The sequence below is a fragment of the Rhizobium sp. 01N447_2 genome (assembly GCF_056399245.1).
In genome coordinates this window covers 19,691-45,357 of sequence record NZ_JBFTQY010000054.1, presented here as the reverse complement: position 1 = coordinate 45,357, position 25,667 = coordinate 19,691, and the positions used below count along the sequence as shown (strand labels likewise).

The 25,667-nt window shown below is 61.3% G+C and carries 24 protein-coding genes, 1 tRNA gene and 2 pseudogenes; 10 read left to right on the top strand and 17 right to left on the bottom strand.

Features of this window, described 5'->3' with window-relative positions; genetic code table 11:
* The 5 genes and pseudogenes from AC1ECN_RS27705 to AC1ECN_RS27685 form a co-directional block, all read right to left on the bottom strand.
* On the bottom strand, positions 1 to 545 hold a 545-nt coding region (locus AC1ECN_RS27705), incomplete at its 3' end, for an electron transfer flavoprotein subunit beta/FixA family protein (protein WP_477954762.1).
* Between the two features lie 184 nt (positions 546 to 729).
* Positions 730 to 1,515, bottom strand: coding sequence for a rhomboid family intramembrane serine protease (locus tag AC1ECN_RS27700; RefSeq protein ID WP_477954760.1), 786 nt, complete (start codon positions 1,513 to 1,515; stop codon positions 730 to 732).
* A 33-nt stretch (positions 1,516 to 1,548) separates the two neighbouring features.
* Entirely contained in the window at positions 1,549 to 2,127 is a 579-nt protein-coding gene (locus AC1ECN_RS27695; protein WP_130662327.1) for a cob(I)yrinic acid a,c-diamide adenosyltransferase, read from the bottom strand.
* A 21-nt stretch (positions 2,128 to 2,148) separates the two neighbouring features.
* On the bottom strand, positions 2,149 to 2,352 hold the full coding sequence (locus tag AC1ECN_RS27690) for a twin transmembrane helix small protein (protein ID WP_018069234.1): 204 nt from the start codon (positions 2,350 to 2,352) through the stop codon (positions 2,149 to 2,151).
* Between the two features lie 21 nt (positions 2,353 to 2,373).
* Positions 2,374 to 3,204 (bottom strand): annotated as a pseudogene (locus AC1ECN_RS27685) (SDR family oxidoreductase); the annotation flags it as partial.
* Positions 3,205 to 3,279: 75 nt separating this feature from the next.
* Here AC1ECN_RS27685 and AC1ECN_RS27680 point away from each other — a divergent pair.
* Positions 3,280 to 4,203, top strand: a complete 924-nt coding sequence (locus AC1ECN_RS27680; RefSeq protein ID WP_018069232.1) for a YihY/virulence factor BrkB family protein — start codon at positions 3,280 to 3,282, stop codon at positions 4,201 to 4,203.
* Here AC1ECN_RS27680 and gluQRS read toward each other — a convergent pair.
* On the bottom strand, positions 4,168 to 5,049 hold the full coding sequence (gluQRS, locus tag AC1ECN_RS27675) for a tRNA glutamyl-Q(34) synthetase GluQRS (protein ID WP_477954758.1): 882 nt from the start codon (positions 5,047 to 5,049) through the stop codon (positions 4,168 to 4,170). The genes AC1ECN_RS27680 and gluQRS overlap by 36 nt on opposite strands.
* On the opposite strand from gluQRS, the gene AC1ECN_RS27670 reads away from it, so the two are divergent.
* Positions 5,048 to 5,740: a DNA-3-methyladenine glycosylase family protein gene (locus AC1ECN_RS27670; RefSeq protein WP_130662846.1), complete on the top strand. Its 693-nt coding sequence runs from the start codon at positions 5,048 to 5,050 to the stop codon at positions 5,738 to 5,740. The genes gluQRS and AC1ECN_RS27670 overlap by 2 nt on opposite strands.
* A gap of 111 nt (positions 5,741 to 5,851) precedes the next feature.
* Positions 5,852 to 6,409 (top strand): HNH endonuclease, encoded by a 558-nt coding sequence (locus tag AC1ECN_RS27665; RefSeq protein WP_018069229.1) that lies wholly within the window; start codon positions 5,852 to 5,854, stop codon positions 6,407 to 6,409.
* Between the two features lie 74 nt (positions 6,410 to 6,483).
* On the opposite strand, the gene AC1ECN_RS27660 is transcribed toward AC1ECN_RS27665, so the two are convergent.
* The gene (locus AC1ECN_RS27660) at positions 6,484 to 7,005 is read right to left on the bottom strand and encodes a disulfide bond formation protein B (RefSeq protein ID WP_024323604.1); all 522 of its coding nucleotides are present in this window, start codon (positions 7,003 to 7,005) and stop codon (positions 6,484 to 6,486) included.
* Between the two features lie 25 nt (positions 7,006 to 7,030).
* Positions 7,031 to 7,624, bottom strand: a pseudogene (locus AC1ECN_RS27655) (YqaA family protein); the annotation flags it as partial.
* A gap of 202 nt (positions 7,625 to 7,826) precedes the next feature.
* Between AC1ECN_RS27655 and AC1ECN_RS27650 the strand changes: the two are divergent.
* Complete coding sequence (locus AC1ECN_RS27650) at positions 7,827 to 8,111, top strand: hypothetical protein (protein WP_130673166.1); 285 nt, start codon at positions 7,827 to 7,829, stop codon at positions 8,109 to 8,111.
* 47 nt (positions 8,112 to 8,158) lie between these two features.
* Here AC1ECN_RS27650 and AC1ECN_RS27645 read toward each other — a convergent pair whose 3' ends face one another.
* On the bottom strand, positions 8,159 to 9,907 hold the full coding sequence (locus AC1ECN_RS27645; RefSeq protein WP_018069225.1) for a cation:proton antiporter domain-containing protein: 1,749 nt from the start codon (positions 9,905 to 9,907) through the stop codon (positions 8,159 to 8,161).
* Positions 9,908 to 10,119: 212 nt separating this feature from the next.
* On the opposite strand from AC1ECN_RS27645, the gene AC1ECN_RS27640 reads away from it, so the two are divergent.
* Both AC1ECN_RS27640 and AC1ECN_RS27635 read left to right on the top strand, forming a co-directional pair.
* Positions 10,120 to 10,404, top strand: a complete 285-nt coding sequence (locus AC1ECN_RS27640; RefSeq protein WP_018495855.1) for a hypothetical protein — start codon at positions 10,120 to 10,122, stop codon at positions 10,402 to 10,404.
* Positions 10,405 to 10,573: 169 nt separating this feature from the next.
* Positions 10,574 to 10,861 carry a hypothetical protein gene (locus AC1ECN_RS27635; RefSeq protein WP_003543268.1) on the top strand — a complete coding sequence of 96 codons (288 nt, stop codon included), beginning with the start codon at positions 10,574 to 10,576 and terminating at the stop codon, positions 10,859 to 10,861.
* Positions 10,862 to 11,093: 232 nt separating this feature from the next.
* Here the strand turns inward: AC1ECN_RS27635 and AC1ECN_RS27630 are convergent, their stop codons facing one another.
* Positions 11,094 to 11,951, bottom strand: coding sequence for a LysR family transcriptional regulator (locus AC1ECN_RS27630; RefSeq protein WP_130662324.1), 858 nt, complete (start codon positions 11,949 to 11,951; stop codon positions 11,094 to 11,096).
* 109 nt (positions 11,952 to 12,060) lie between these two features.
* Here AC1ECN_RS27630 and AC1ECN_RS27625 point away from each other — a divergent pair, with 109 nt between their 5' ends.
* Positions 12,061 to 12,519, top strand: a complete 459-nt coding sequence (locus tag AC1ECN_RS27625) for a DUF3237 domain-containing protein (RefSeq protein ID WP_130662845.1) — start codon at positions 12,061 to 12,063, stop codon at positions 12,517 to 12,519.
* 114 nt (positions 12,520 to 12,633) lie between these two features.
* Here the strand turns inward: AC1ECN_RS27625 and AC1ECN_RS27620 are convergent.
* A tRNA-Leu gene (locus tag AC1ECN_RS27620) sits at positions 12,634 to 12,718 on the bottom strand.
* A 125-nt stretch (positions 12,719 to 12,843) separates the two neighbouring features.
* Positions 12,844 to 14,139 carry an MFS transporter gene (locus tag AC1ECN_RS27615; RefSeq protein ID WP_130662323.1) on the bottom strand — a complete coding sequence of 432 codons (1,296 nt, stop codon included), beginning with the start codon at positions 14,137 to 14,139 and terminating at the stop codon, positions 12,844 to 12,846.
* A 128-nt stretch (positions 14,140 to 14,267) separates the two neighbouring features.
* Between AC1ECN_RS27615 and AC1ECN_RS27610 the strand changes: the two genes are divergently transcribed.
* Positions 14,268 to 14,846, top strand: a complete 579-nt coding sequence (locus AC1ECN_RS27610) for a TetR/AcrR family transcriptional regulator (protein WP_130662322.1) — start codon at positions 14,268 to 14,270, stop codon at positions 14,844 to 14,846.
* Positions 14,847 to 14,848: 2 nt separating this feature from the next.
* Here AC1ECN_RS27610 and AC1ECN_RS27605 read toward each other — a convergent pair whose 3' ends face one another.
* Both AC1ECN_RS27605 and AC1ECN_RS27600 read right to left on the bottom strand, forming a co-directional pair.
* The gene (locus AC1ECN_RS27605) at positions 14,849 to 15,646 is read right to left on the bottom strand and encodes a class I SAM-dependent methyltransferase (RefSeq protein ID WP_130673165.1); all 798 of its coding nucleotides are present in this window, start codon (positions 15,644 to 15,646) and stop codon (positions 14,849 to 14,851) included.
* A gap of 181 nt (positions 15,647 to 15,827) precedes the next feature.
* Positions 15,828 to 16,808, bottom strand: coding sequence for an aldo/keto reductase (locus AC1ECN_RS27600; protein ID WP_130662320.1), 981 nt, complete (start codon positions 16,806 to 16,808; stop codon positions 15,828 to 15,830).
* A 217-nt stretch (positions 16,809 to 17,025) separates the two neighbouring features.
* On the opposite strand from AC1ECN_RS27600, the gene AC1ECN_RS27595 reads away from it, so the two are divergent.
* On the top strand, positions 17,026 to 18,657 hold the full coding sequence (locus tag AC1ECN_RS27595; RefSeq protein WP_130673164.1) for an AMP-binding protein: 1,632 nt from the start codon (positions 17,026 to 17,028) through the stop codon (positions 18,655 to 18,657).
* An 81-nt stretch (positions 18,658 to 18,738) separates the two neighbouring features.
* On the opposite strand, the gene AC1ECN_RS27590 is transcribed toward AC1ECN_RS27595, so the two are convergent.
* The 3 genes from AC1ECN_RS27590 to secA all read right to left on the bottom strand — a co-directional run bounded on the left by AC1ECN_RS27590 (position 18,739) and on the right by secA (position 24,329).
* Positions 18,739 to 20,016 (bottom strand): GNAT family N-acetyltransferase, encoded by a 1,278-nt coding sequence (locus AC1ECN_RS27590; protein ID WP_075225956.1) that lies wholly within the window; start codon positions 20,014 to 20,016, stop codon positions 18,739 to 18,741.
* Complete coding sequence (locus AC1ECN_RS27585) at positions 20,017 to 21,432, bottom strand: lipopolysaccharide biosynthesis protein (RefSeq protein WP_130662318.1); 1,416 nt, start codon at positions 21,430 to 21,432, stop codon at positions 20,017 to 20,019.
* 179 nt (positions 21,433 to 21,611) lie between these two features.
* Complete coding sequence (gene secA / locus AC1ECN_RS27580; RefSeq protein ID WP_477954752.1) at positions 21,612 to 24,329, bottom strand: preprotein translocase subunit SecA; 2,718 nt, start codon at positions 24,327 to 24,329, stop codon at positions 21,612 to 21,614.
* Positions 24,330 to 24,575: 246 nt separating this feature from the next.
* Between secA and AC1ECN_RS27575 the strand changes: the two genes are divergently transcribed.
* Entirely contained in the window at positions 24,576 to 25,457 is an 882-nt protein-coding gene (locus AC1ECN_RS27575) for a peptidylprolyl isomerase (RefSeq protein ID WP_024323596.1), read from the top strand.
* The last annotated feature ends 210 nt before the right edge of the window (positions 25,458 to 25,667 follow it).

Below are 25,667 nucleotides of genomic sequence, written 5' to 3'. Positions count from 1 at the left end.
TCGTTCAAGCGCAGATCGGTGGTCACAACAGCCGGAAGCTTGATCTCGATCGTCTGCAGGCCGCCATCGACTTCACGGGTCACCTGAGCCTTGCCATCGCCRATCTCGATCTTCGAGGCGAAGGTCGCTTGGGGCATGCCCATCAGTGCCGCCAGCATCTGGCCGGTCTGATTGCTGTCGTCGTCGATCGCCTGTTTGCCGACGATGATCAGACCGGGCTGTTCGGCATCGGCGACAGCCTTGAGGATCTTGGCGACAGTGAGCGGCTCGATTTGATCGTCGGTCTCGATGAGGATCGCCCGGTCGGCACCCATGGCAAGTGCGGTGCGCAGCGTCTCCTCGGCCTTGGCTGGACCAATCGAGACGACCACCACTTCCTCGCACTTGCCGGCTTCCTTCAGCCGCAGCGCCTCTTCCACCGAGATCTCGTCGAACGGGTTCATCGACATCTTCACATTGGCAAGCTCGACACCCGTGCCATCCGGCTTCACCCGGATCTTCACGTTGTAGTCGACAACCCGTTTGACGGGCACGAGTATCTTCATGGGGTCCTTCCTTCAGGAGAAACTGGTTTCAGAGACTTTTTAGAAAATGCGCGCTCGGGCGCCGCTCCGATTGTCGAATGGCGACATGGATACGCGTTTTTCCTCCAAATTCAACGCTTCCATGACGCCGGCAGGCGATTTGCCTCGGCAATATATGGACGTTTACGTTCACGTCAATATTGCGTCAGCGACGACCCCAGGGAAATCGCTGTGCCGTGCGCCCGTCCGTGCCGGCCGCGATGGCTGGGCCGGCGCCCGGCTCGTTTCTGACGGCGCGGGGCGTGACGATCTGCCGGTCGAAGAGCGGCACACCAGGCCGGCGCAACACCAGGATCAGGAAAGCCCCGGCAAGGATGCCGCCGACATGCGCGCCCCAGGAAACGTCGCCGTCAGGTGCGATCGCCAGCATGAAGAACTGCTGCCCGATCCACAGAAGCAGCGGCACGAAGGCCGGCAGGGGCAACGGCACACGGAAAAACACCAGCACCCAGACCCGGACGCGCGGATGCAGCATGACATAGGCGGCAACGACGCCGGAGACCGCCCCCGATGCGCCGACCAGCGGCGCTTCCGAGGTCATGGTTAGCAGGCCGTGGCAAAGCGCGCCGGCGGCTGCGCAAACGAGATAGAAAATCAGGAAGCGCAGATGTCCCATCGCATCCTCGACATTGTCGCCGAAGACCCAGAGGAAGATCATGTTGCCGGCGAGATGCCAGAAGCCGGTGTGGACGAAGGCATAGGTARGGTAAGTCAGCGGCTCCGGCACGATTTCGAGCCCCTGCGCCAACACCGCGTGGCCGAAGGCGATTGCCGGGATATAGCCGAGCCCGACGGTCGTCGCCTGGGCTGCCTGTTCGCTCTCAAAACTGGTCAAAAGCCAGGCCGCGATATTCAGTGCGATCAGTGCGAGCGTCACCCACTGAACCTTGATATGTTTCAGCGTGTTGGCATCGTGAAGTGGTATGAACATAAAGGCCCCCGGGCGATCGTGATCGCGGCTAGCCTATCTGTTTTTTCCCGGAACCCAAAGCACATCCGCATGACCCCGGTCGTTTGCATGACGTGCGGCGACGAAGAGGAAATCGGAGAGCCGGTTGACATATTTCATCGCCGGCTCGCCGACGATTTCGCCGTCGGTGCGGGCAAGCGCCACCATCAAACGTTCGGCGCGCCGCGCAATCGTGCGGGCAAGATGCAGATGTGCGGCGGCCGGGCTGCCGCCTGGCAGGATGAAGGATTTCAGCGGCTCCAGACCGGCGTTCAGCTGGTCGATATCGTGCTCGACGCGGTCGACCTGCGTCTCGATGATCCGTAGCGGCTCGTAGGCCGGCGGCTCACCCGTGTCAGGGGTGGCGAGATCGGCGCCGAGATCGAAGAGGTCGTTCTGGATCGACATCAGCATGGCGTCGAGTTCGGGCAAGCCGGCCGTGTACAGCCGCGCCAGGCCGATCGCGGAATTGGCCTCGTCGATCGTACCGTAGGCCTCGATGCGCAGATCGTCTTTGAGCCGGCGCGGGCCGGACACCAGCCCGGTCGTGCCGTCATCGCCTGTTTTCGTGTAGATCTTGTTGAGCTTGACCACGGTTTCCCCCTTGAAGTCTGGTCAGGTCGGGCGGCCACCGCCGGTCAGCCAGAGTGTCAGCATGATCAGGATGACGGCAATCGCCTGCAGCAGCACACGAAGCTGCATCAGTTTGTTGGAAAGGTTGGGATCGCCGCCCTTCATCATGTTGAAGAGACCGCGGATCAGGACGAGGGCGACGACGCCCATGACGATGATCGCGAGGATATAGGTGACCGTGGACATGGTATTCAGCTTTCTCAGTMAGTCCGTCCGGCGCATCAGGCGGYAGAAGAGGTCTGCCGGAAGCAGCCGCTTCAGGAACATACCCTGCTTAGCCGGAGTCGTTACGGGATAATGTGGCCTCGGATTTTTCGAGTTCAATGCGTGGTTCAATACGGAATAGACCGCTTCCGGGCCGAGTTTGTGGCGATTGACCAGTCCCGATCCGTCGAGTCTCGCCAGTTGCCTGATGTAATCGACCGCGTGCGGCGAATTCTCGAGGTCGATATGCTCTTTGATCTTTGCGAGCGCATTGGCGGTGAAACGCGTGGCGATCGGTCCCGGTTCGATCAGGCTCACATGGATGCCGCTGCCCTGCAGCTCCATGCGCAGGGTGATGCTGAGGCCTTCGAGCGCGAATTTGGAAGCGGTGTAGGCGCCGCGATAGCGATAGGGGACGACGCCGAGGATCGACGAGCATTGCACGATCCGCCCTTGGCCACGTTTGCGCATCGGCGGAATGACCTGCCGCGTCAGTTCATGCCAGCCGAAGAAATTCGCCTCGAACTGTGCGCGCAGCGTTGCCGTCGAAAGATCCTCGACAGCGCCCGGCTGGCCGTAGGCGCCGTTATTGAAGAGTGCGTCGATGCGACCGCCGCTGCGTTCCAGAACCGCGCCGACCAGGTCGGAAATCGTCTCGGTCCTGGCATAATCCATCAGGAAGGCTTCGATGCCCTCCGCTTCCAGCCCCTTGAGATCGTCCGGCTTGCGCACCGTCGCGAAGACACGCCAGCCATCGGCTTTCAGCGCCCGCGCGCAATGAGCGCCGATACCGGACGAACATCCGGTCACGACGATGGTGCGCTGCTCCGCCATGGAATGATTCCTGTACAAAATGGGACTCGTTTCCCATATTCGGCCAGAGGATACAATCTGAAAGCCGGAGACAGAATGCTGAAGGTGCTGCGCACGATCTACGAGGTGGTCTATGACGCGATCTGTCACATGGTCGAGGACGACGGCTTCGCCATGGCAAGCCATGTGGCGCTTTCAAGCCTGCTTGCAGTTTTCCCCTTCCTGATCTTCGGCACGGCGCTTGCAAACTTCCTCGGCGCCGATCAGTTTTCCTCGACCGCCATCCACCTGATCTTCGACACTTGGCCCGAGGCGATCGCCAAGCCGCTCGCCGACCAGGTGCTGCAGGTGCTGACCATTCCACGCGGCGGGCTGCTGACGATCTCGGTGCTGGCGGCCGCCTATTTCGCCTCGAACGGCGTCGAGGCGCTACGCATCTCGCTCAATCGCGCCTACCGGGTGCAGGAAACGCGGCCCTGGTATTTCACGCGTCTCGCCAGCCTGGGCTACGTGCTGATCGCGGTCATCATCTTCGCGGCAATCAGCATCCTGCTCGTCGCCCTGCCGCTGGCACTCGACTATGCCAGGAAGTGGTTTCCGCTGTTTGCCGATACGCTCGACATCGTCTTCAGCTGGCGCATCTACGGCACGCTGGTGGTTCTGACGGTCGGACTGCTGGTCATGCATCTCTGGCTGCCAGCCGGCAAGCGGCGGGTCTTCGACGTCATTCCCGGCGTGCTGCTGACGCTGCTTCTCTGGCTCGCCGGCGCGCTGATCTTTGCCTATTACCTGGTGACCTTCGCCAACTATACGGCAACCTATGCCGGTCTCGCCTCTGTCATGATCGTGCTGATCTTCCTCTACATGGTCGGCGTCATCTTCATCATCGGCGCGGAGATCAATGCGGCGCTGATCAAGTTCCGCGTCTTCCGGATGTTCTCCCACACGCTTTCGATCGTCGGCAGAGAGCGTGTCGAAAGGCAGTCAGAGCCCGACAAGGCGGCGAATATCCGCTCCTGACATGCCCTGGGCGCGCAATTCGCCAAGCCCAGTGTCGCCTTGGCTTTTCGAAAGCTTGYGGCCATCCGCGCCAAGAATGAGACGGTGATGGTGATAGACCGGCTGCGGCAGGCCGAGCAGCACCTGCAACAGCCGGTGCACCGATGTCGCGTGGAAGAGGTCGAGCCCACGCACGACATGGGTGACGCCCTGCAGCGCATCGTCGACGACCACGGAAAGATGATAGCTCGACGGCGCATCCGAGCGCGACAGGATGACGTCGCCCCAGACGTCGGGCTCGGCGGCGATCTCACCTGTCCTGCCGTCGCCGGTTTCCGTCCAGAACAGCAGCTCGCCGATCAGGTCGAGCGCTTTGCGCATATCGAGCCGCCAGGCATGTTTCTTCCCAGGGGTCAGCAGGTCCCGCCATTCGTCTGCCGAACGCTCGCGATCATTTGCGGTATAATGCGGAGTGCCGTCGGGATCGCGCGGCCAGGATTCACCAGTCGCCTCGTAGGCAGCGACGCGCGCCTTCACCTCGCCGCGCGTCAGAAAGGCTGGATAGACCAGCCCGCGCTCGATCAGCGTGTGCAGCGCCGTCTGATATTCGGGAAAATGGTCCGACTGGCGCCGCACCGGGCTTTCCCAGCTGATATCAAGCCATTCGAGATTCCTGAGGATGCCGGCCTCGAACTCGGGCGTGCAGCGCGTCTGATCGATATCTTCGATGCGTAGCAGCAAGCGTGCTTGTTCGGCCTCGGCCATGTCGCGGTTCAGCAGGGCCGAGAGGGCATGTCCGAGATGCAACGGCCCGTTGGGGCTCGGCGCAAAACGAAAGACAGGTTTTTGACGCTCACTCGTGGTCATGCTTTCTTCTGCCATGGATTCGGCTTTTGAACCACTGCGAGGCAAAATGCAGATCATCCGCAACGAAGACGATGTCAGGCAGGGGCTCGAAGCGCTGCTTCGCCTCGATCCACGTCTTGCGCCGATTGTCGCGGAGGCCGGACCTATTCCGCTGCGGCTGCGTGAGCCCGGCTTTGCCGGTCTTGCCCATATCATCGTCTCGCAGATGGTGTCGCGCGCCAGCGCCGATGCGATCTGGCGGCGCATGCTGCCGGCGGACGGTCTTTTAACCGCCGGAGGCTACGCACTGCTTCACTCCGAGGCATGGCGCGAATTCGGCCTGTCGCGCGCCAAGGCCGAGACGCTGTCGCGGATCGCCGAGGCGGTCGCCTCCGGCCGCCTCGATCTCCCCGGGCTCTGCCTGAAGCCGCCGGGCGAAGCGCTTGGCGAACTCACCGCGCTGAAAGGCGTCGGTCCGTGGACGGCGGAGGTCTATCTGATGTTTTGCGGCGGCCATGCCGATGTTTTCCCGGCCGGCGATGTCGCGCTGCAGAATGCCGTCGGAGCGGCATTCGGTCTTGCAGCACGGCCGCCGGCAAAGGCGCTGACCCAGCTTGCGGAAGTCTGGTCGCCGTGGCGTTCGGTGGCGGCACGGCTTTTCTGGGCCTATTACGCCACGAAAATGCGCCGTGACATGGTGCCGATCGGCTGATCGGCAACACTCTTCAAATTGCCTTTATCCTCTGAATTTATTGGACTTCACAATCCTGTAACAACCGGCCTAATATACAGGTGCAGATGCCGAATCGATCAGGAGAGTCCCTTGACGATTGCAGTCTCCCCACAGGCCCTGCCGGCGCTCGTCCTGAACGCTGACTACCGGCCACTGAGTTATTACCCCTTGTCGTTGTGGTCCTGGCAGGACGCGATCAAGGCGGTATTTCTCGACCGTGTGAACATCATTGCAGAATATGAACATTCGGTTTCCTCGCCGAGCTTTTCGATGCGGCTTCCGAGTGTCGTGTGCCTGAAGACTTACGTTCAGCCGTCCCGCAATCCCGCCTTCACCCGGTTCAACGTCTTCCTGCGTGACCGGTTCGAATGCCAGTATTGCGGCGCCCATGACGACTTGACCTTCGACCACGTCATCCCGCGCGCCCATGGCGGCGAGACGACCTGGCAGAATGTCGTGGCAGCCTGCTCGCCCTGCAATCTGCGCAAGGGCAGCAAGCTTCCGAAGCAGGCAGGCATGTTCCCGGCGCAGAAGCCCTACCAGCCGACGGTGCAGGATCTGCACAATAACGGCCGGCTGTTCCCGCCAAACTATCTGCATGAAAGCTGGCTCGACTATCTCTACTGGGATACCGAACTGCAGCCATGATCGAACGGCCTACAGCGTCGCGCGTCTTTTCGGACGCGCAAAAGACGCTGTAGCATTTCGGTTTCCTGCATAATTTATTCAGTGGCGGCCTTGCGAACGCCGACAAAGGCGAAGGCCGCAAGCAGGATTCCGGCAATCACGTTCCAGCCGGCAAAAGACAGGCCGAGCACCCGCAGGGCCGCGTCGGTGCAGGACGGGCCCTTGATGGTGTTGAGCTCACCGAGCAGATCACCGGCATTGGTCGTCATGCTGCTTGCCGTCGTCGAGCAAGTGGCCGGGCCGGGCCAGAAATGCCATTCGACGCCGGCGTGATAGACACCCATGCCTGCCGTCACCAGCATCAGGATGCCGGCCGCGAGAATGAGCGCCCGGGTGATCCAGTTCGGCAGTCCGACGAGTTCGGAGATTGCGGCCAGGATCGCGATCGGGATGGCGTAATAATAGGGCTGACGCTGCAACAGGCAGAGCGCGCAAGGAATATAGCCGCCGATATACTGGAAGCCGAGCGCGGTGCCGACCGCCGCCGCCATGCCGATGGCGAGCAAAATGGAGTAGACAAAGCCSGGGCGGGCGAGCGGCGAGGAAGTGGCGGTCATGGCGGAGCTCCGCGAAATTGGCGCAGTGGGCAAACAGTTTATAAGCGATTCCGAGTGTGATGAGGACGCCTGCACCGATGCCGACGATCTGACCAAGGCGCTTCTCGACGAAGTGGCGGATCGGCTCGCCATATCGACGAAGCAGCCACGCCAAAAGCAGGAACCGAGCACCGCGAGCTATGATGGCTGAGATAACGAAGAAGCCTAGATTCATGCCAATGACGCCAGCCATAATGGTCACGACCTTAATCGGCGGAAGGTGTGCTAAGCCGGAAGTCACCAGCAATAGTAACAGGATTTCCCATTCGCCGTGAATTTCGCGTCGCAATCGCTCGAAATCATCGAATTTGCTGTAGAACTCAAGGACTGGTCTGGCGATTGCATCATAGGCGTAATAGCCGAGCGCCCAGCCGGCGATGCCGCCGAGGACGGAGGCGACAGTCGCAATCAGCGCATAGCGATAGGCGCGTTCCGGCTTGGCAAGCGCCATCGGCAGGAAGAGCACATCGGCGGGGACGAGAAAGACGGAGCTTTCGACGAAGGCGATGACGGCGAGCCAGACTTCGGCCGATTTGCGCGAGGCCAAAGACATGGTCCAGTCGTAAAGTCTGCGGAGCATTCCGTTTCCTTCCTGTTGCGGTGCAAAAAGCTTTAGGGGCCGTGCGCGGCGCTGTAAATGCTCGGCCGTGTCCTTCCTGCCACCGCCGTCGAAAAATTTTCGTGATGCGGGGTATCGGCACCTCTCCCAAGATTTCGTGGGATTGCGAATYGGCCATTCTGCGGCAAGCTGATTTGGGGTCGACGTGCAGGGTGGCAGGGGAATGTTCAAAGTGATCGAAGGCGGCCGTGGGCAGGCCGTGCAAATGGATGACCGATCCGAAGAGGGTCGTGGACCGAGCAAAGACGACGTGCGCCGGGAGGCTGCGCGGCGGCTGAACGAGAGCGGCTATCATCTCTCCCGCATCCGGGAATTCGCGACCGGCGTACCGATGCTGGCGTCTCTTAAATATTTGTCGCTGCAGATCGATTTCGCAGCCGAGACGTTGTCGCGGCATGATCCGATCCCGGAGGATTTCCACGCCGATGGCTATTGGCCGGCGGGCTGAAGCAATCACGGTGGCGCGATTGCCGCTGACATGCGGTGGCGTTTGCGTCAGGACAGGTCCATCGACTTTTCCCGTTGCTGACGCAGGACGTTCATTTCCGTCCGCTGCTGGGCCATTTCGCTAACGGCGGCGCGCAGATGTGGATGGTGCGACATGAACATGTTGAAGTCGCGCCGTTCGAGCACCTCGAACTGGCAGAAGTCGACGGCGATGACGTCGGCTGTCCGCCGTCCGCCGGTCAGGAGCGCCATTTCCCCGAAGAAGGCTCCCGGCTCCAGGCGGATCGCGCCGCTGGCGAGCCGCACTTCCACCGCGCCCGAGGAGATGAAATACATGCTATCGCCGCGATCGCCGCGGCGGATGACGCGTTCGCCGGGCGGCGCGGATTTCGCCTTGAAGAGCAGCAGCAGCTCCTCCTGCGCGTCCTCGTCGACCTCGGAGAACAGCGGGAAAGTCTCGATCAGCTGCTGCATCTTCAGTTGATGCTGGCGCTCGCGCTCTTCGCCGAGCGCCCTGATCTTTTCCAGTTCTTTGCCGAGCGCCTTCTGCCTGCTCCTGCCGTAGCTTTCCCAGAGAGAGGGCCATTTCGAATGGATGTATTTCTTCAGGCCGTCGGTCGCAAAGATCACGATCGGGTTGAGGGTGATCGACAGGATTGCTGCGGCCAGGATCAGATCCTGGCCCTCATGTGGCAGGAGCCCGAGTGAGACGCCGAGGCCGGCGAGGATGAAGGAAAATTCGCCGATCTGGGCAAGGCCGCCGGCCAACGTTAACCCCATGCTGATCGGGTATCGCAGCAGGATGACGATGAGGAAGGTGATGATGCCCTTACCGAGGATCACGAGCGCCAGCGCGCCGATCACGGCCAGCGGCTGGCGCACCAGGATCGAGGGGTCGAAGAGCATGCCGACGGAGACGAAGAACAGCACGGAGAAGGCGTTCTGCAACGGCAGCGAGTCGGCGGCTGCCCTGTGGCTGAGCTGGGATTCGCTCATGACGACGCCGGCAAAAAATGCGCCGAGTGCAAAAGAAACGCCGAAGATCGCCGCCGAGCCGAAGGCGATGCCGAGTGCGATTGCCAGCACCGTCAGCGTAAAGAGTTCGCGCGAGCCGGTGCGGGCGATCATCGTCAGCAGCCAGGGCACGATGCGAGGGCCGAGGAAGATCGCCATGGCGGCGAAGGCCACAACCTTCAGCAGCGTCAGGCCGATCGTCAGCACCAGTGGCAGGTCGCCGAGGCCGTGGTTGGTCGTATCGCTGGCGTTGCCACCCAGAAGCTCTGCGAGCGCCGGCAGCAGCACCAGCGCCAGCACCATCACCAGATCCTCGACGATCAGCCAGCCGACGGCGACGCGTCCGCTGGCCGCGTTAACGAGATTGCGCTCCTCCAGCGCCTTCAAGAGAACGACGGTGCTCGCCACCGACAGGCTGAGGCCGAGGACGATGCCGGCGCCGAGGCTCCAGCCCCAGAGTTTGCAAAGACCGATGCCCAACAGGGTGGCGAGGATAATCCGCCCGATCGCGCCCGGCACGGCGATGCCGCGCACGGCGAGCAGGTCGGAAGCGGAAAAATGCAGGCCGACGCCGAACATCAGAAGAATGACGCCCATTTCGGCGAGCTGGCCGGCAAGGGCGGTATCGGCGACGAAGCCCGGCGTGAACGGGCCCATCAGGATGCCCGCCATCAAATAACCGACGAGTGGCGGCAGCCGAAGCCTGTCGGCTCCATAGCCCAGGATCGCTGCGAAAACGAAACTGACGGCGACCGTCGCGATGAGTCCTACTTCCTGATGCACGTCCGCCCTCTCTTGTGATAGCGGCGGCCACTTTGGACGAAGCGCAAGCAAAATTAAACAGTTGATTTGGGGATGGGCTGCTGTTCGGGCCTTCGTTCTCAGTCCTGGCTGGTGCGGCGCAGACGTCGTCCGCGGCACGGTMGGGCCGTCACCGATGTTGGAACCACTTGCGTCTTGCCTCGTTGCCCTTTCATCAAGAAAGGAGAAACGACATGCGGAAGATGATCTTGAACTGTACTGTGGCGACCCTTGCCGTCTGTTCGTTTGCGGCGCCTGTTCTTGCCGACAGCGTGTATGTCAGGGAGCGTTCTTATGATGACGGCTATCGCCACGAGCGGGTACGACCCGGTATCACTATCAGCGAGCGTGGCGTCACTTTCGGTGCGGTGCGCGAACGTGAGCACCGCCGCTATCGCGATAATGGCTGCGAAACCAGGAGCGTCACCCGACAGACCGACGAAGGCGAGGTCACCAGGACGGTCCGACGCTGCAATTAACGAAAAAATATGCGATAAGGACGAAGCCCGGTTCCGACGAGCCGGGTTTTCGCCTTTTGTGGCAAGAATATCTCAATGCGGTGGTGAAAGTCGTCTGTCGGTGTTATGAGCACGCCTTTGGTAAAAGCGCGTTCCCAGCGCAAACACCGCCCGCACAGGATCTTTTAGTATGATTGAGCTTACGCCGTCCCAGATCGCCGCACTTAAACTCGCCAGGGATGGAGACCTTTATCCTCAGCCAGCCAACAAATGGACGCACGAGAACGCGACAGTGACTTATGCAAAAACTGACCGGTGGAAAGAGCGCCCGCAGAAAATAAAGTCGGTCACTGCCAAGACGCTCGGCGAGTTGAAGGAGCCGGGTTTTCTGGAGAGGCGGCATCTGGATGACGACGCATCAAAAGACGTCTACGGCATCACGATGGCCGGCAAGATGTGGCTGCTGAAAAACAAGTAAGGTCCGCTTAAGCGCTGAGTATTTTCACAAGCCTCCCAGCCTAACGGGATATGACGGCCTCATATCTGACTTTTCGGGAGGGACTTGAGATCGCCGCCAAAGCGACCTGGCCAATAAGAATTCTATCAGGTACGGGCGGCGGTCGAGACGGTGATGCAGTGTCGTCTTTCGCTGGCGCACAGCCGCCAGCGACCGTTATGACGCTCAAGCTTCACAGTGTCTTCGTTCGGAACTATGCGACTTCACGTGCCTGCTCGCAAAGCCATACGCAGAGTTGCCGTGGCGCCTGGCGCGCGTCATTGGAGCGCATGAGCGCAAAATGCCAGGCTGGCCCGCTCAGCACGTAGGGGAACGGCGCGATCAACCGGCCCTCGGTCAAAAGCGGCCGAAACAGCGACGGCGACAACAGCGCCACACCCACGCCTGCCAGCGCCGCATTGGCATCCAACTCGTGCGTGGGGTAATCGACCGCCAAAAAGCGCAAACCCTGCGGGGTCGCGCATTGAGCCTCCTTAAACCATTGCTCCCAATCAGGGTGCGGCAAAAGCTCGAAGTCAGCCAGCGCCTCCGGCGCGGCAAGCGTCCGCGTTCCAAGCAGGGAAGGCGACAGCATCGGCGTCACTTCTACGGGAGCGAGCCGATATTCTTCCAGCCCGGCCCATCCACCGCGACCCGTCCTTATGGCGACGTCGAATGCGCCCGTGTCACGTATTTCCGCCGAGACGTCGACCTCGATGATGGAAGCTCCAGGCGTAGGATAGCGCGCCAGACGCGGTGCAAGCCAGCGTGACGCAAAGGTCGGCGGCGCCGTGAGCCGGAGTGGCGGCGTCGCCGCCTGAAATTCTGCGAGCGCCTCACCGATCCCGGTTAATGCCTCCCGGATCCGGTTTGCCAGAACGGAGGCGGCGCCCGTCGGGACCACTCGCCGACCGGCGCGGATAAATAGCGGCTGACCGAGTTCAGCCTCCAAGGTGCGAATACGAAGGCTGACCGCCGCCGGCGTCAGAAACAAGCGTTCGGCTGCGCGCGCGAAGCTGCCGGCCGAGACACACGCCTCCAATACGCGCAGAGACTCCAATGACGGTCGCATGACCAGCTTCCCTTCACGATCAATTTATCTTGCGGTGACGACAAGCAAAGCGCGTTTTGAAGGCGGAACGCTCTGGTGCAATTTGGGGGCCAAGAATAGGAGATCTACTGTGTCCCTGCAATCTCAGCACCTGTTTACACTCTTTATCGCGCTTCATCCGACGCTGGAGCTTGGGCAGACGCCAGCCGGCGGCCGGCGCATTTTTCCTGTCTCGGGCGGACATTTCCAAGGGGAGCGCCTGAAAGGAGAAGTATCGCCGTTGATCGGATCGGATCTCCTGCTCGCTCGTACCGACGGAACATTTCAGCAAGATGTCAGGCTCCTCCTCGTCGCCGACGACGGGGGCCTCGTCCTCATGACCTATCGCGGCATAAGGCGTACGTCACAGGCCGTCGACGAGCGTTTGGCGCGCGGCGAAACGGTCGACGCTTCGGAATATTATCTGCGCACGACACCGTATTTCGAGACCGCCGCGCCAGCGCATGCGTGGCTCAACAGCATTGTCGCGGTCGCAAAGGGCGGCAGGTGTCCGGGCGGTGTCGAATACGAAGTCTTTGAAGTTCTGTGACCACGATATTGTCCTCGCCGCTCTCACATCGCGGGGGGGCCAGATCGTCCGCGCGAGACGACGCAGTCCGCTTGCGTTGCTTGAACTATCTGACGAAGAGCTTGAAGATTTTGGTGGTGCCCCATGCCGGAGTCGAACCAGCACTTCTTTCGAAACTCGATTTTGAGTCGAGCGCGTCTACCAATTCCGCCAATGGGGCAACGGATACGAACGGGCGGCTGTCTAACATGCGAGCGCCCGCGCGCGCAAGACGGGCAAGCGAAGTTATCGGACTGATCCGGTAGAGAGATCCGGCCTCGTTTCGAGGCCGGATCCTGTTTGACATCAATGGGCGGCAGCCGGTGCCGGGCTGCTCAGGCCGGACTTCTTCAGCGTGATCGCCAGGATCGAGGCCAGCAGGCAGAAGGCGCCGGCGACGAAGAAAGCAGGCAGGTAGCTCGAAAGCTCCGTGCGCGAGAGGCCGGCGCCATAGGCGGCGGTGGCGGCTCCCAGCTGATGTCCGGCAAAGACCCAACCGAAGACGAGGCCGGTCTTTTCGCGGCCGAAGCGGTCGGCGGCGATCTTGACGGTCGGCGGCACGGTGGCAATCCAGTCGAGGCCGTAGAAGACGGCAAAGATGGACAGGCCGTAAAAGCTGAAATCGCTGAAGGGCAGGTACAGCAGCGACAGGCCGCGCAGGCCGTAATACCAGAAAAGCAGCCAACGATTGTCGAAGCGGTCGGACAGCCAGCCGGAACCGATGGTGCCGAAGAAATCGAAGATGCCCATGACAGCCAGCACACTGGCCGCGGCCACCGGCACGATGCCGAAGTCGCCGCACAGGGTGACGAAATGGGTCTGGATCAGGCCGTTGGTGCTGAGACCGCAGATGAAGAAGGTGGCAAAGAGGATCCAGAAGGTCGAGGTCTTCGAGATTTCCTTGAGGACGGTGATCGGCGTCATCAGCGCGGCGCCGAGGGAGGTGCTTGCCGGCGGCGGCGTCACCTGCGTCTCACCGAAGGCGGGCAGGTTGAGGTCGGCGGGGCGGTCGCGCATGAAGGCAAGCACGGCAAGGGCTGCGACCATGATCATGGCGCAGACGAAAAACACCGTCGAGCGCCAGCCATAACGTTCCGTCAGCTCCGCCATCAACGGCAGAAAGACGAGCTGGCCGGTGGCCGAGCTTGCCGAGAGCATGCCGACGACGAGACCGCGATGCTTGGTGAACCAGCGGCTGGAGATCGTTGCGGCGAGCACCATGGCCGTCAATCCCGTGCCTAAACCGACGACGATGCCCCAAAGCAGCAGCAACTGCCACAGCGTCGTCATGAACAGCGAACCAACGAAGCCCGCGCCGATCAGCGCCAGTGCGAAGACGATGACCTTGCGCACGCCGAAATAATTCATGAAGGCGGCGGCGAACGGACCCATGAAGCCGAAAAGGATCAGGCGGATCGCAAGGGCCGAGGAAATCTGCGAGGTCTCCCAGCCGAACTCGTCCTGCAGCGGCTTGATGAGCACGCCGGGTGCGCCCATGGCGCCGGCGGTGACCAGCATGGTGAGGAAGGTCGCGGCGACGACGACCCAGCCGTAATGGATGTTGCGTCGGGCAAGGGAGGAGGCGAGGGCTGTGGAAACCATGGGCAAGATTCCGTTTGAATTCAGGTTCGAGAAGATACTAGATCGATTTACATGATGGCCATCATATTTCTTGCGTATTGATGATGGACGTCATATATTTTGTCAAGCGACTATTTCTGGAGACGACAATGCGGGTCAGCCGCGAAAAATTTGCCGAAAACCGCGAAAGGATTCTGAGCGTTGCCGGCGTGCTTTTCCGCGAAAACGGCTTTGACGGGGTCGGCGTCGCCGACATCATGAAGGCGGCGGGGCTGACGCATGGCGGCTTCTACGGTCATTTCGGTTCGAAGGACGACCTGGCGCTGGAGGTCAGCCGCAAGCTGATCGATAGGGTGGAAGAGCGCTGGAAGGAACATATCGCCGAATCGCCCGACCGGCCGCTGGCCGCTCTTCTCGACCATTATATCCACTGGCGCACGGTTGACGATCCCGGCGGCAGCTGTGTCTTCGCAACGCTGATCCAGGAAGTCAGCCGCAGCCGCGGCGCCGTCCGCGCGGTTTTCAGCGATGGGCTTTCCGTGCTGGTCGAGACGCTTGCCGATATCGTTCCCGGCGAAACGGAGGAGGAGCGCCGCGCCAATGCGACGACGACACTCTCATCGATGATGGGCGCTGTCATTCTTGCCCGCGCGGTCGAGGACAGGGCGCTTGCCGAGCAGTTTCTGGTGACCATGCGCCGGCAGCTCGATCCTGACAGCCAGACATAATCTCAGTCGCGAAAGGCGATGAGGACGTTGCTCTCGACGATCTCGGTGAATTTTCCATCCGGCGAGAGGGTTGCGAGTTCGTTTCGCAGCGCCTGCTCGAATTCTATCGTCCTGTCGCCGAGCGCGTGTGGCGAGGTGACCGACATGGAGAAGGCGCGGCCGATGATCTCGTCGGCATCGATCACCCGCTCCGTAACGATGCCGATGCGTTCGAGATTGCGGAAGGGGGAGCGCAGCAGAAATTCTTCGTGCTTTTTCCAGTCCGCTCCATGGCGGAGCTGCCGCTCGGTCCGCATCCGTTCCGGTGAAAAGCGTTCGGATAGCCTCTCCATCGCCTCGCGCCAGGCCGGTGAGGAGGAGATATGCCGGTCGCCGAAAAGGGCGACTGCTCCTCCGGGCTCTGTCAGCGTGTCCAGCATCGCAAGCGTTGCGGCGCGATCCATCCAGTGGAACGAGCGGCCCATGGTGGTCATCTTCAGCGGTCCGAAGGCGAAGCCGAGATCATAGGATGAACCAAGGACGAATTTGACGGCGACGCCAGCTGCCGCCGCATCCTCGCGTGCCGCCTCCAGCATTTCCGGCTCCGGATCGAGGCCGGTGACGTCGGCGCTGCCAAGGCGGGCGAAAGCGATGCCGATCTGGCCCGGGCCGCAGCCGAGATCAAGCAGACGATCGCCCGGCCGAAGGCCGGTTCTGGCCGTCACACGCTCGATCAGCGTGTCGGGATAGGGAACGCGGAAACGGCTGTAATAGGCGGCGGTGGTGCGGAAACGGCGGGGCTCGAAAGGAATGGTGGTCATGACAAACGATTCCTCGATATCTCAGGGCAATCGCTAGGGCCGAACTATGACCGCCGTGTGATGCCTTGCCGCCAGAGGTGCTGTTGCTTGGATAGGAGATGGTCGGTTCGATCTCCCTCTCCCGCAGACGGGAGAGGGGTTGCCTTACATGCACCGACGGATGGAGTCAGTCGGCCAGAGCCTATTTGAAGCCGGCGATGGCGTGCGGGACATAGGGTGCTTCCAGTGCTGCGATTTCCTCGGCGGTGAGCTTGACCGAGAGCGAGGCAACGGCGTCTCTGAGGTGGTTCGGTTTGGACGCACCGATGATCGGGGCGGTCACCGCACTCTTCTGCAGGATCCAGGCGGTTGCGACCTGGGCGCGGGAGATATTGCGGGCCTTGGCGATTTCGGCCACGGCTCCGACGATCTTGCTGTCGGCATCAATGGACTGGGTGTAGAGCGTCTTGCCGAATTCGTCGGTTTCGCTGCGCGCCGTCGTTTCATCCCAGTCGCGGGTCAGGCGGCCGCGGGCAAGCGGGCTCCAGGGGATGACGGCGATCTTCTGATCCTCGCAGAGTGGCAGCATTTCGCGCTCTTCCTCACGGTAAAGCAGGTTCAGGTGGTCCTGCATGCTGACGAATTCGGTCCAGCCGTTCAGCCTGGAGACGTAGAGCGCTTTGGCGAATTGCCAGGCATACATGGAGGAGGCGCCGATATAACGCGCCTTGCCCGATTTGACGACGTCGTGCAGCGCTTCCAGGGTTTCCTCGATCGGCGTCGTGTAGTCGAAGCGGTGGATCTGGTAGAGATCCACGTAGTCGGTGCCGAGGCGACGCAGGCTGTTGTCGATCTCGTCGAAGATCGCCTTGCGCGACAGGCCGGCGCCGTTCGGGCCTGGCCGCATGCGGTTGAACACCTTGGTCGCCAGCACGATGTCCTCGCGTTTGGCGAAGTCTTTTATGGCTCGGCCGACGATCTCCTCTGAGGAACCATTGGAATAGGTGTTGGCGGTGTCGAGGAAATTGATGCCGAGGTCGATCGCCTGCTTGATCATCGCCCGGCTTTCTTCTTCCCTGAGGCTCCAGGCATGATTGCCGCGGCCGGGGTCGCCGAAGGTCATGCAGCCCAAGCAGATTTTCGACACTTCGAGACCGGTCTTGCCAAATTTTGCGTATTCCATGAAACGACTCCGTGATGAATTGGATGACCCCCAGGCGGCTTTCCATGATTTAGCGCGCGATGGCCAAAGTCGCAGGGCGGCAAATGAAGAATCTATGCTGCATGCGCACAATGATCCGTGATCGACTTCTGAAGCTCATCGCTGTCGATTCCGGCTGYAGCTTGCACTTCCGCGCCGCAAGATGTTAGCTGATGCAGCATTTTACTGGAATCCGACCATGCAATTGCCGTCCCACGATCGCTACGACGATCTTTATCGCGATTTCTCCTGGCGGATTCCGGAGGATTTCAATATCGGCCGCGCCGTCAGCGACGACTGGGCGGCTAGAGATCCGGAGCGTGTCTGCCTTGAGCATTTCAGCCCCGATGGCGATCACCGCGCGATGACCTATCGCGAGCTCGCCGACCGTTCCTCGGCCTTTGCAAATGCGCTCGTTTCACTTGATATCAAACGCGGCGATCGCGTCGCGCTGCTCTTGCCGCAATCCTTCGAAACGGTGATCGCACATGTGGCGATCTACAAGACCGGCGCGATTGCGCTGCCACTGGCGCTGCTCTTCGGCGTCGAGGCGCTGGAATACCGGCTGAAGGCGGCAGGTGCTGTGGCCGTCGTCACCAACGGCTTCGGTCTCGAACGCATCCGGCAGATCCGCGGGCGCCTGCCGGGGCTGAAGCATATCGTCAGCATCGACGGGGCGAGTGCCGATGCGGCTGCTTTCGCCGAACTGGTGGATGGCCATCCCCCTGTCTTCAACATCGCCACAACCGGTCCTGATGATCCGGCGCTGATGATCTTTACCTCCGGTACGACGGGGCCGCCCAAGGGCGCTTTGCATGGCCATCGCGTCCTGCCCGGCCATATTCCCGGCATGCAGTTCGCCCATGAGGGTTTTCCGCGGCCGGGCGACAAGGTCTGGACGCCGTCCGACTGGGCGTGGGCGGGCGGTCTGCTCAATGCGTTGCTGCCGAGCCTTCTGCTCGGAATTCCCGTCGTCTCGTCGCCGGCGCAGAAATTCGATGCCCATATGGCCTATCGCGTCATGGCGGAGATGGATGTGCGCAACGCCTTCATTCCGCCGACGGCGCTGAGGCTGATGAGATCCGTGCCCGATCCACGCTCGAAATATGATCTGGTGCTGCGCACCATCGGCTCGGCCGGAGAATCACTCGGCCGCGAGACCTATGAATGGGCGCGGCATACGCTCGGCATCACCGTCAACGAATTCTACGGCCAGACGGAGTGCAATTTCGTGCTCGCTTCCAGCGCTGCCTATGGCGTCACCAAGGCCGGTGCCATCGGACGCGCAGTGCCTGGGCATCGCGTCGCGATCGTCAGCGAGACGGGCGACGAGTTGCCCGTCGGCGAACCGGGCCAGATCGCCATCGCCAGTCCCGATCCTGTGATGTTCCTCGGCTATTGGGACGATGCGGCGGCGACCGAACGAAAGTTCGCCAAGGGCTGGCTGCTCACCGGCGATATCGGTCGGCAGGACGCCGAAGGCTACGTCACCTTCGAAGGCCGCGATGACGACGTCATCACCTCGTCGGGATATCGCATCGGCCCGGCCGAGATCGAGGACTGCCTGATCGGCCATCCCGCCGTGCAGCTCGCCGCCGCCGTCGGCAAGCCCGATGCCGTGCGCACCGAGATCGTCAAGGCCTATATCGTGCTTTCACCGGGCCATCACCCAAGCGAGGCGCTGGCCGCCGAGATAAGGGAGTGGGTGAAGACGCGGCTTTCGATGCATGAATATCCGCGTGAGGTGGAGTTCATCGATGCATTGCCGCTGACCACCACCGGCAAGGTGATCCGCCGGCTGCTGCGGGAGAAGGCGGCCAGCGAGGGATAGATCATTTCCGAAGGTGATCTATCTTTTTGTTTTTGCGCAATTCCGGACGCAAAACCGCAACGCACTTTTGCTGGAATTGCTTTAGCCCCGGCCAGCGAGCGACATGATCTTTTCGCGCAGCATCTTCGCCATGTTGCGGGTGCTGCGGTACATGTGGAGCTGGGCTGAGACCTGGCGCATGTCGCGGTCGCCGTTCTGCGTCAGGCCGATCACCAGCGTTCCCATCTCCTCGCGCTCCTGCCAGAAGCGGCTCATGATCGGATGATCCGAGACAGCGCAGGAATCGGAGCGCACGATATTGGCATCGTCGAGATGCCATTCGGTGAGTTCGCTCATCAAAAGCTTGCCCGGCGAATAGCGGGCGTAGTTCTCGTCATACGCGGTCTTCCACGTATAGGCCTCGCCGCCCATCATCAGCACGACGATGGCGGCGATCGCCTTGCCGTTGAGATCGATCGTGTGAATACGCACGGCATCGATGGCGGCAAGGTTCGACACCGCCTCGCGGGCGAAGGCCGTATGATAACGATCGGTGACGAGAGCGCTTCGCCGCTTGCCCTTCCAGCCGCCGGCTTCCATCGCCAGGAATTCCTCGAAGCGGACATGGATTTCGCGCGGCTGGCGGGCGACGGTATAGACCGCTGTTCCCACGTCCTCCAGCAGGCGCCACTGGCGGCGCATCTCGCGCATATGCGAGGAGGAGATGGTTTTGCCAAGATAGGCGGGCGCCTCTTCGTCGCTCTGCAGCATCGGGCGAAGGTAGGGATTGGTGACAGTAACGGGAAGATTGCGGCTGAGCGCCACGGCCTTGAGCATGCGCACGAAGATACCGTTCAGCCTGAGATCCGGCAGAACCAATATGCCGGGCAGATTGAGATCGCGGGCGGTCAGTCCCTCGAAGAGATTGTCGAGCGTCTCGGCGGCATCCTCGCCATCGACGAGCGGCGTGCCGAGCGGACCGAAGCTGTTCGACCAGCCGCGGATGATCGATGGGCCGACGGCGAAGCCAGGCTTGTCGACCGAAAACGGCAAGAGGAACCGCATGCGGCTGCGGCCGGCATTGTGATCGCGGATCAGGGCGAAGTTCACTTGCCGATCTTCGAGCCGCGGCATGGCGGGGGCGAGGAAGCGGCCGGAGAAAAAGACGTTCGGCTCCATCGCCCGGTTGGAGAGGAAATCGAGCTCATCCTGAAGCTCATAGCCCAGCTTGCCGGGATAGAGGCAGAGCTCGCGCCCCGGCCGGCCGATCTCGGCGCGAGCCTCGGCCCGCGGTGCTTCGAAATTCAACGCGGCGAGATCATGCACCATGCGGTTTGCGGCGCTGTCGGTGCTTTCGGTAACGGGGGGAACACGCACCATCTATCGAACTCTCATTTCAGGCGTTGCGGTGGAGGGGCTGGCGAAGGCGAAAAGGACGATGCCGAGCGTGTGGCGCACGGCGACATGCAGCAGGATCGCCTCAACCGCCATGGCCGAGGCCGTGGCGATCGCCGTGCCCTCGATGCCGTAATGCGGGATCAAAGCGAGGTTGAGGCTGACATTGGCCGTCAATGCGCCGGCATAGAGTGCGACGCAGAGGTTCTGCTTGCCTGCCATCATCAGCAGCGTTTCGGCCGGGCCGACCAGCGATTTGGCGAGGATGCCGGCGAGCAGGATCGCCATCACCAGATAGCCTGATGTAAAGGCGCCGCCGAAGAGCGACAGCAGCAGATGGCCGGCCGCAAGCACGACAAGGCCGACCCCGAGCGCCGGCCAGAAGGTCCAGCGGGCGGCGTCGATGGCAGCGGTTGCCAGCTGGGCGTGGTCGCCTTCGGCGATGATCGAGGAAAAGCGCGGGCCGGAGGCCGCCTTGACCGAGAAATTGATGAAATGCACCAGCGCCATCGTCTTGGCGGCGGCGAAATAGATGGCGACGTCGTGCGGTTCGAGGAAGATGCCGACGACGACGACATCGGAATTGGTGAGCAGGAAGCTCACGCCCTCGATCAGGAAAATCGGGAAGGCGACGCTGAACCAGGCGAGAAAATCGACCTTGCGCGGGCCTTCGTCATAATGCCGGCGAAGGCGGTAGAGCGTTGCGGCATACTGACCAAGGGCGGTGACGAAGGTGGCGACGAGTGCTGCCTGCATCGCGGTGACGGCCGTGTGCTCGGCGCCGATGGCAATCGCGATCAGCATGAAGAGGATGATGAGGATCGGGCGGACGATGTAAACCGGGCTCAACGCCATCACTGGCCAATGGTTCGCCCGTGACGTGCCTTCCAGAATATCGCCGAGCGCGATCATCGGCATGGCGAGCAGGCCGATGAAGATCGGGACGAGATAATAGACCTGGATCATATCGCCGAAGAAATGCAGTCCGAGCATGCCAGCGGCGAGCACCGTCGTGCCGGAAAGCAGCGCAAAAATCCGAGCCGTGCCGGTCAGGCCGCGGATTTCCTCGAAAGCGCCCGCTGCCCTGTATTGCGGCAGGAAGCGGATGATCGCGGTGTGGAAACCAAGGCATGAGAGATCGCCGAAGACGACGACCAGCACCCAGACGAAAACGAAGATACCGTATTCATATTCGCCCATCAGCCGGGCAAGTACGATCTGGGAGACGAAGGCAAGTGCTGCGCTGAGGATGCGGATCGAAAACGCCGTCAGCGCCATGCGCTGGGCGGCCGCCTTCTCCCCGCGTTCGTTGAGCACGGCCGCAAGCATGCGCAGCGTACGGCCGCCGATTGGGCGCAGGCCCGCTGGCAGCATCTTCTCCGCTGTTTCTATGACCGCCATGATGAACACGCAAAACTCTGAGGTCAGGCAAATCGCCCCTGAAGTCTTGACAGAACAGGGTTAAGAAACGGTTCCGCATCGGGCTGCCGTCCAACGCTGAAATTCCGGTTTTCCGGCGTTGCCGCAGAAAAGAAAATGCCGCCCGAAGGCGGCATTTTCGCGGATCTTTGCGGCTTGCCTCAGACCTGCTCGAAGGCGCCGTGGCAATGCTTGTATTTCTTGCCGGAGCCGCAGGGGCAGGTCTCGTTGCGGCCGACCTTGCCCCAGGTGGCGGGATCATCCGGGTTGCGGTTTTCAGGAGAAACGATGACTTCCGATGCCTGGTAGATCGCCGGGGCGAAATCGTCCTCGCCGGTCGTCGGATCCAGGTGGTGGGCCTGCATCAGCGGCGGTTCAGGCTCGGCAGGCGCCTGCTGCACCAGTTCGACGCGCATCAGCTGGGCGGTGACGGCCTCGCGCAGATTGTTGAGCAGCGCCGTGAAGAGCTCGAAGGCCTCCGACTTGTATTCCTGCAGCGGATCGCGCTGGGCATAGCCGCGGAAGCCGATGACGGAGCGCAGATGGTCGAGGTTGACGATGTGCTCGCGCCAGAGATGATCAAGCGTCTGCATGACGATCGAGCGTTCGACATAATGCATGATGTCGTCGCCGAAACGCTCGGCCTTTTCCGTGAAGGCCGCATTGGCGGCTTCCGTCAGGCGCTCGCGGATATCGTCCTCGCCGATGCCTTCTTCCTTCACCCAGTCCTCGACCGGCAGGTCGAGATTGAGGATGTTCAAAGCGCCGGTCTTCAGGCCGACGGCATCCCATTGTTCGGCATAGGCGCGCTCAGGGATATGCTTGTCGACCATGTCCTCGATCACCTCACGGCGCATGTCGGAAACGGTCTCGGAAATATTGGTCGATTCCATCAGTTCGAGGCGCTGCTCGAAGACCACCTTGCGCTGATCGTTGAGAACGTCGTCATACTTCAGGAGGTTCTTGCGGATGTCGAAGTTGCGGGCTTCGACCTTCTTCTGGGCGCGCTCCAGGGCCTTGTTGATCCAGGGATGGACGATCGCCTCGCCCTCCTTGAGGCCGAGCTTGGTCAGCATGCTGTCCATGCGGTCGGAACCGAAGATGCGCATCAGGTCGTCCTGAAGCGAGAGGTAGAACTTCGAGCGGCCGGGGTCACCCTGACGACCGGAGCGGCCGCGCAGCTGGTTGTCGATGCGGCGGCTTTCATGGCGTTCGGTAGCAATGACGTAGAGACCGCCGGCTTCGAGCGCCTTCTGCTTGAGTTCCTTGATCTCCTCGATGATCGCCTGGATCCGGGCGTCACGCTCCGGACCGGCTTCGACTTCACCGAGTTCGCGCTCGATGCGCATGTCGAGATTGCCGCCGAGCTGGATGTCGGTGCCGCGGCCGGCCATATTGGTGGCGATTGTGATGGCACCCGGTACACCCGCCTGGGCGACGATATAGGCTTCCTGCTCGTGGTAGCGGGCGTTCAGCACCTTGAAATCGTCGAAGCCTTGCTTGCGCAGGCGCTCGGCGAGCAGTTCCGATTTCTCGATCGAGGTGGTGCCGACCAGCACCGGCTGGCCGCGCTTGTGGGCGTCGAGGATCTCCTCGATGATCGCCTTGAACTTCTCGTCGAAGGTCCGGTAGACCTCGTCGTCCTCGTCGAGGCGCTTGATCGGCAGGTTGGTCGGGACCTCGATGACATCGAGATTGTAGATGTTGGCGAATTCTTCCGCTTCCGTCTGTGCCGTACCCGTCATGCCGGCGAGCTTGTCGTACATGCGGAAGTRGTTCTGGAAGGTGATCGAGGCCAGCGTCTGGTTTTCCGGCTGGATCTGCACCTTTTCCTTGGCTTCGAGCGCCTGGTGCTGGCCTTCCGAATAGCGGCGGCCCGGCATCATGCGGCCGGTGAACTCGTCGATGATGACGACTTCGTCGTTGCGGACGATATAGTCCTTGTCGCGCTGGAAGAGCTTGTGGGCCTTCAGCGCGTTGTTGACGTGGTGGACGATCGCAACGTTCTCGATGTCGTAGAGCGCGTTGCCTTTCAAAAGGCCGGCCTGGCGGAGCAGGTTTTCCAGCTTCTCGGTGCCCTCTTCGGAGAAGTTGGCGGAACGCTGCTTCTCGTCGATCTCGTAATCGCTGGGCACCAGCAGCGGAATGTAGGCGTCGATCGTATTATAGAGTTCGGAGCGGTCGTCGAGCGGACCGGAGATGATCAGCGGTGTGCGCGCCTCGTCGACGAGGATCGAGTCCACTTCGTCGACGATTGCGAAGTTGTGGCCGCGCTGAACCATCTGGTTCTTCTCGTACTTCATGTTATCGCGCAGATAATCGAAGCCGAGTTCGTTGTTGGTGGCGTAGGTAATGTCGCAGGCGTAGGCCGCGTGGCGTTCCTCGTCGGAGAGGCCGTGGACGATGACGCCGGTGGTCATGCCGAGGAAGCCGTAAACGCGGCCCATGGTCGCGGCATCGCGCTGGGCGAGGTAATCGTTGACGGTGACGACGTGCACGCCCTTGCCGGAAAGCGCGTTCAGATAGACCGGCAGGGTGGCGACGAGGGTCTTGCCTTCGCCGGTCTTCATCTCGGCGATCGCATTCGAATGCAGGATCATGCCGCCGACCAGCTGTACGTCAAAAGGTCGCAGGCCGAGAACGCGGCGCGAGGCTTCGCGCACGACGGCAAAGGCCGGGATCAGAATGTCGTCCAGCGTCTTGCCCTCGGCGAGCAGGGCGCGAAACTCCACGGTCTTTGCCGCGAGCTGCTCGTCCGTCAGGGCCTTCGTCTTCTCTTCGATAGAGTTGATGGCAGTGACGTTCGGCTGGAAGGACCGCACGCGGCGGTCGTTGGAAGACCCAAATAACTTGCGGGCTATACCGCCAAAGCTGACCATATGACTGGCCCTTTCTCAATATTCATCCCCGGCGTTTCTTGTTCGCGGCCCAGCCGAAAATCAGGCGCGCGCCTTAAAACGCCCGGAAACTGTTCTGGACGCGAGGTTGCGTGACAGATAAGAGGGGGGTCGAATGATGTCAACGGATTTGGCGGATACAGAAAGGCCACAATCCGATGTTGATGGCTATTTTGGGCTGGATTCAGGGGATGCTGAAACCGGCAATGTAACTGTGAAGGGTATTTCATGTTGAGCACCAACAAACTTGCCGTTCTGGCGTTCGCAACTTTTGTTGCGCTCCAGGCTCCGGCCTATGCCGATGACGCCGTCATCGCCAAGGTCGGCACTCTGGAGATCCACCAGTCGGAACTCGACCTCGCCGTCGCCAATCTCGACCCGCAGCTGGCACAGCTTCCCGATGACCAGAAGAAGGTCGCAGCCCTTTCCGCCGCCATCGACGTCAAGCTGCTCGCCGCCGATGCTGCGGCCGAGAAGCTCGATCAGACCGACGAATTCAAGAAGCGCATGCAGTATCTCACCGACCGCGAGCTGCACAATGCCTATTTCAAGAAGCATGTCGTCGACATCGTGACGCCTGACGAAGTCAAGGCCCGCTACGACAAGGAAGTCGCTGCCCTGCCGAAGCAGGAGGAAGTCCACGCCCGTCACATCCTCGTCAAGACCGAGGACGAAGCCAAGGACATCATCAAGCAGCTCGACGCCGGCAAGGATTTCGCCGAACTCGCCAAGGAAAAGTCCACCGATCCGAACAAGTCGGAAGGCGGCGATCTCGGTTATTTCTCGCGCGGCCGCATGGTCAAGGAATTCGAAGACGCAGCCTTCGCGCTTGAGAAGGGCACCTATTCCAAGACGCCCGTCAAGACCGATTTCGGCTTCCACGTCATCAAGGTCGAAGATAAGCGCGACGCTCCGCCGCCGCCCTTCGATCAGGTGCAGGATCAGGTTCGTCAGCTCGTCATGCGCGACAAGTATCTTGAGCTTCTGAACAAGGCGAAGGCTTCGGCCAAGATCGAGATCACGGACGAGACGCTGCGCAAGGGTTACGACCAGGCCAACAAGCAGCCGGAGCCGGGCAGCGAGCCCGTCGCGCCGGCGCCGCAGCAGTAATATTCGCATCAGGGCCCGGTTCTTCCGGGCCCTTCATTAGATCCGGATGTTTTTGGCCTGATCGACCTGAAATCTGAATCCGGATCTAAATCAAAAAGCAGAGCATGATGTCGTCCGAAAACCGCTGACACTTTTCGGCATCATGCGCTGGCATCGTTTGTTGTCGCATTTCCGGACGGCGAACCGGTTTCCAATTCGCCTGGAAATGCT

Excerpts from the sequence above, each read along its gene's own strand:
- AC1ECN_RS27690 (WP_018069234.1), bottom strand. The coding sequence starts at position 2,352 with ATGTCCACGGTCACCTATATCCTCGCGATCATCGTCATGGGCGTCGTC.
- AC1ECN_RS27680 (WP_018069232.1), top strand. The coding sequence starts at position 3,280 with ATGCTGAAGGTGCTGCGCACGATCTACGAGGTGGTCTATGACGCGATC.
- AC1ECN_RS27670 (WP_130662846.1), top strand. The coding sequence starts at position 5,048 with ATGCTTTCTTCTGCCATGGATTCGGCTTTTGAACCACTGCGAGGCAAA.
- AC1ECN_RS27650 (WP_130673166.1), top strand. The coding sequence starts at position 7,827 with ATGTTCAAAGTGATCGAAGGCGGCCGTGGGCAGGCCGTGCAAATGGAT.
- AC1ECN_RS27640 (WP_018495855.1), top strand. The coding sequence starts at position 10,120 with ATGCGGAAGATGATCTTGAACTGTACTGTGGCGACCCTTGCCGTCTGT.
- AC1ECN_RS27635 (WP_003543268.1), top strand. The coding sequence starts at position 10,574 with ATGATTGAGCTTACGCCGTCCCAGATCGCCGCACTTAAACTCGCCAGG.
- AC1ECN_RS27630 (WP_130662324.1), bottom strand. The coding sequence starts at position 11,951 with ATGCGACCGTCATTGGAGTCTCTGCGCGTATTGGAGGCGTGTGTCTCG.
- AC1ECN_RS27615 (WP_130662323.1), bottom strand. The coding sequence starts at position 14,139 with ATGGTTTCCACAGCCCTCGCCTCCTCCCTTGCCCGACGCAACATCCAT.
- AC1ECN_RS27610 (WP_130662322.1), top strand. The coding sequence starts at position 14,268 with ATGCGGGTCAGCCGCGAAAAATTTGCCGAAAACCGCGAAAGGATTCTG.
- AC1ECN_RS27605 (WP_130673165.1), bottom strand. The coding sequence starts at position 15,646 with ATGACCACCATTCCTTTCGAGCCCCGCCGTTTCCGCACCACCGCCGCC.
- AC1ECN_RS27600 (WP_130662320.1), bottom strand. The coding sequence starts at position 16,808 with ATGGAATACGCAAAATTTGGCAAGACCGGTCTCGAAGTGTCGAAAATC.
- AC1ECN_RS27595 (WP_130673164.1), top strand. The coding sequence starts at position 17,026 with ATGCAATTGCCGTCCCACGATCGCTACGACGATCTTTATCGCGATTTC.
- AC1ECN_RS27590 (WP_075225956.1), bottom strand. The coding sequence starts at position 20,016 with ATGGTGCGTGTTCCCCCCGTTACCGAAAGCACCGACAGCGCCGCAAAC.
- AC1ECN_RS27585 (WP_130662318.1), bottom strand. The coding sequence starts at position 21,432 with ATGGCGGTCATAGAAACAGCGGAGAAGATGCTGCCAGCGGGCCTGCGC.
- AC1ECN_RS27575 (WP_024323596.1), top strand. The coding sequence starts at position 24,576 with ATGTTGAGCACCAACAAACTTGCCGTTCTGGCGTTCGCAACTTTTGTT.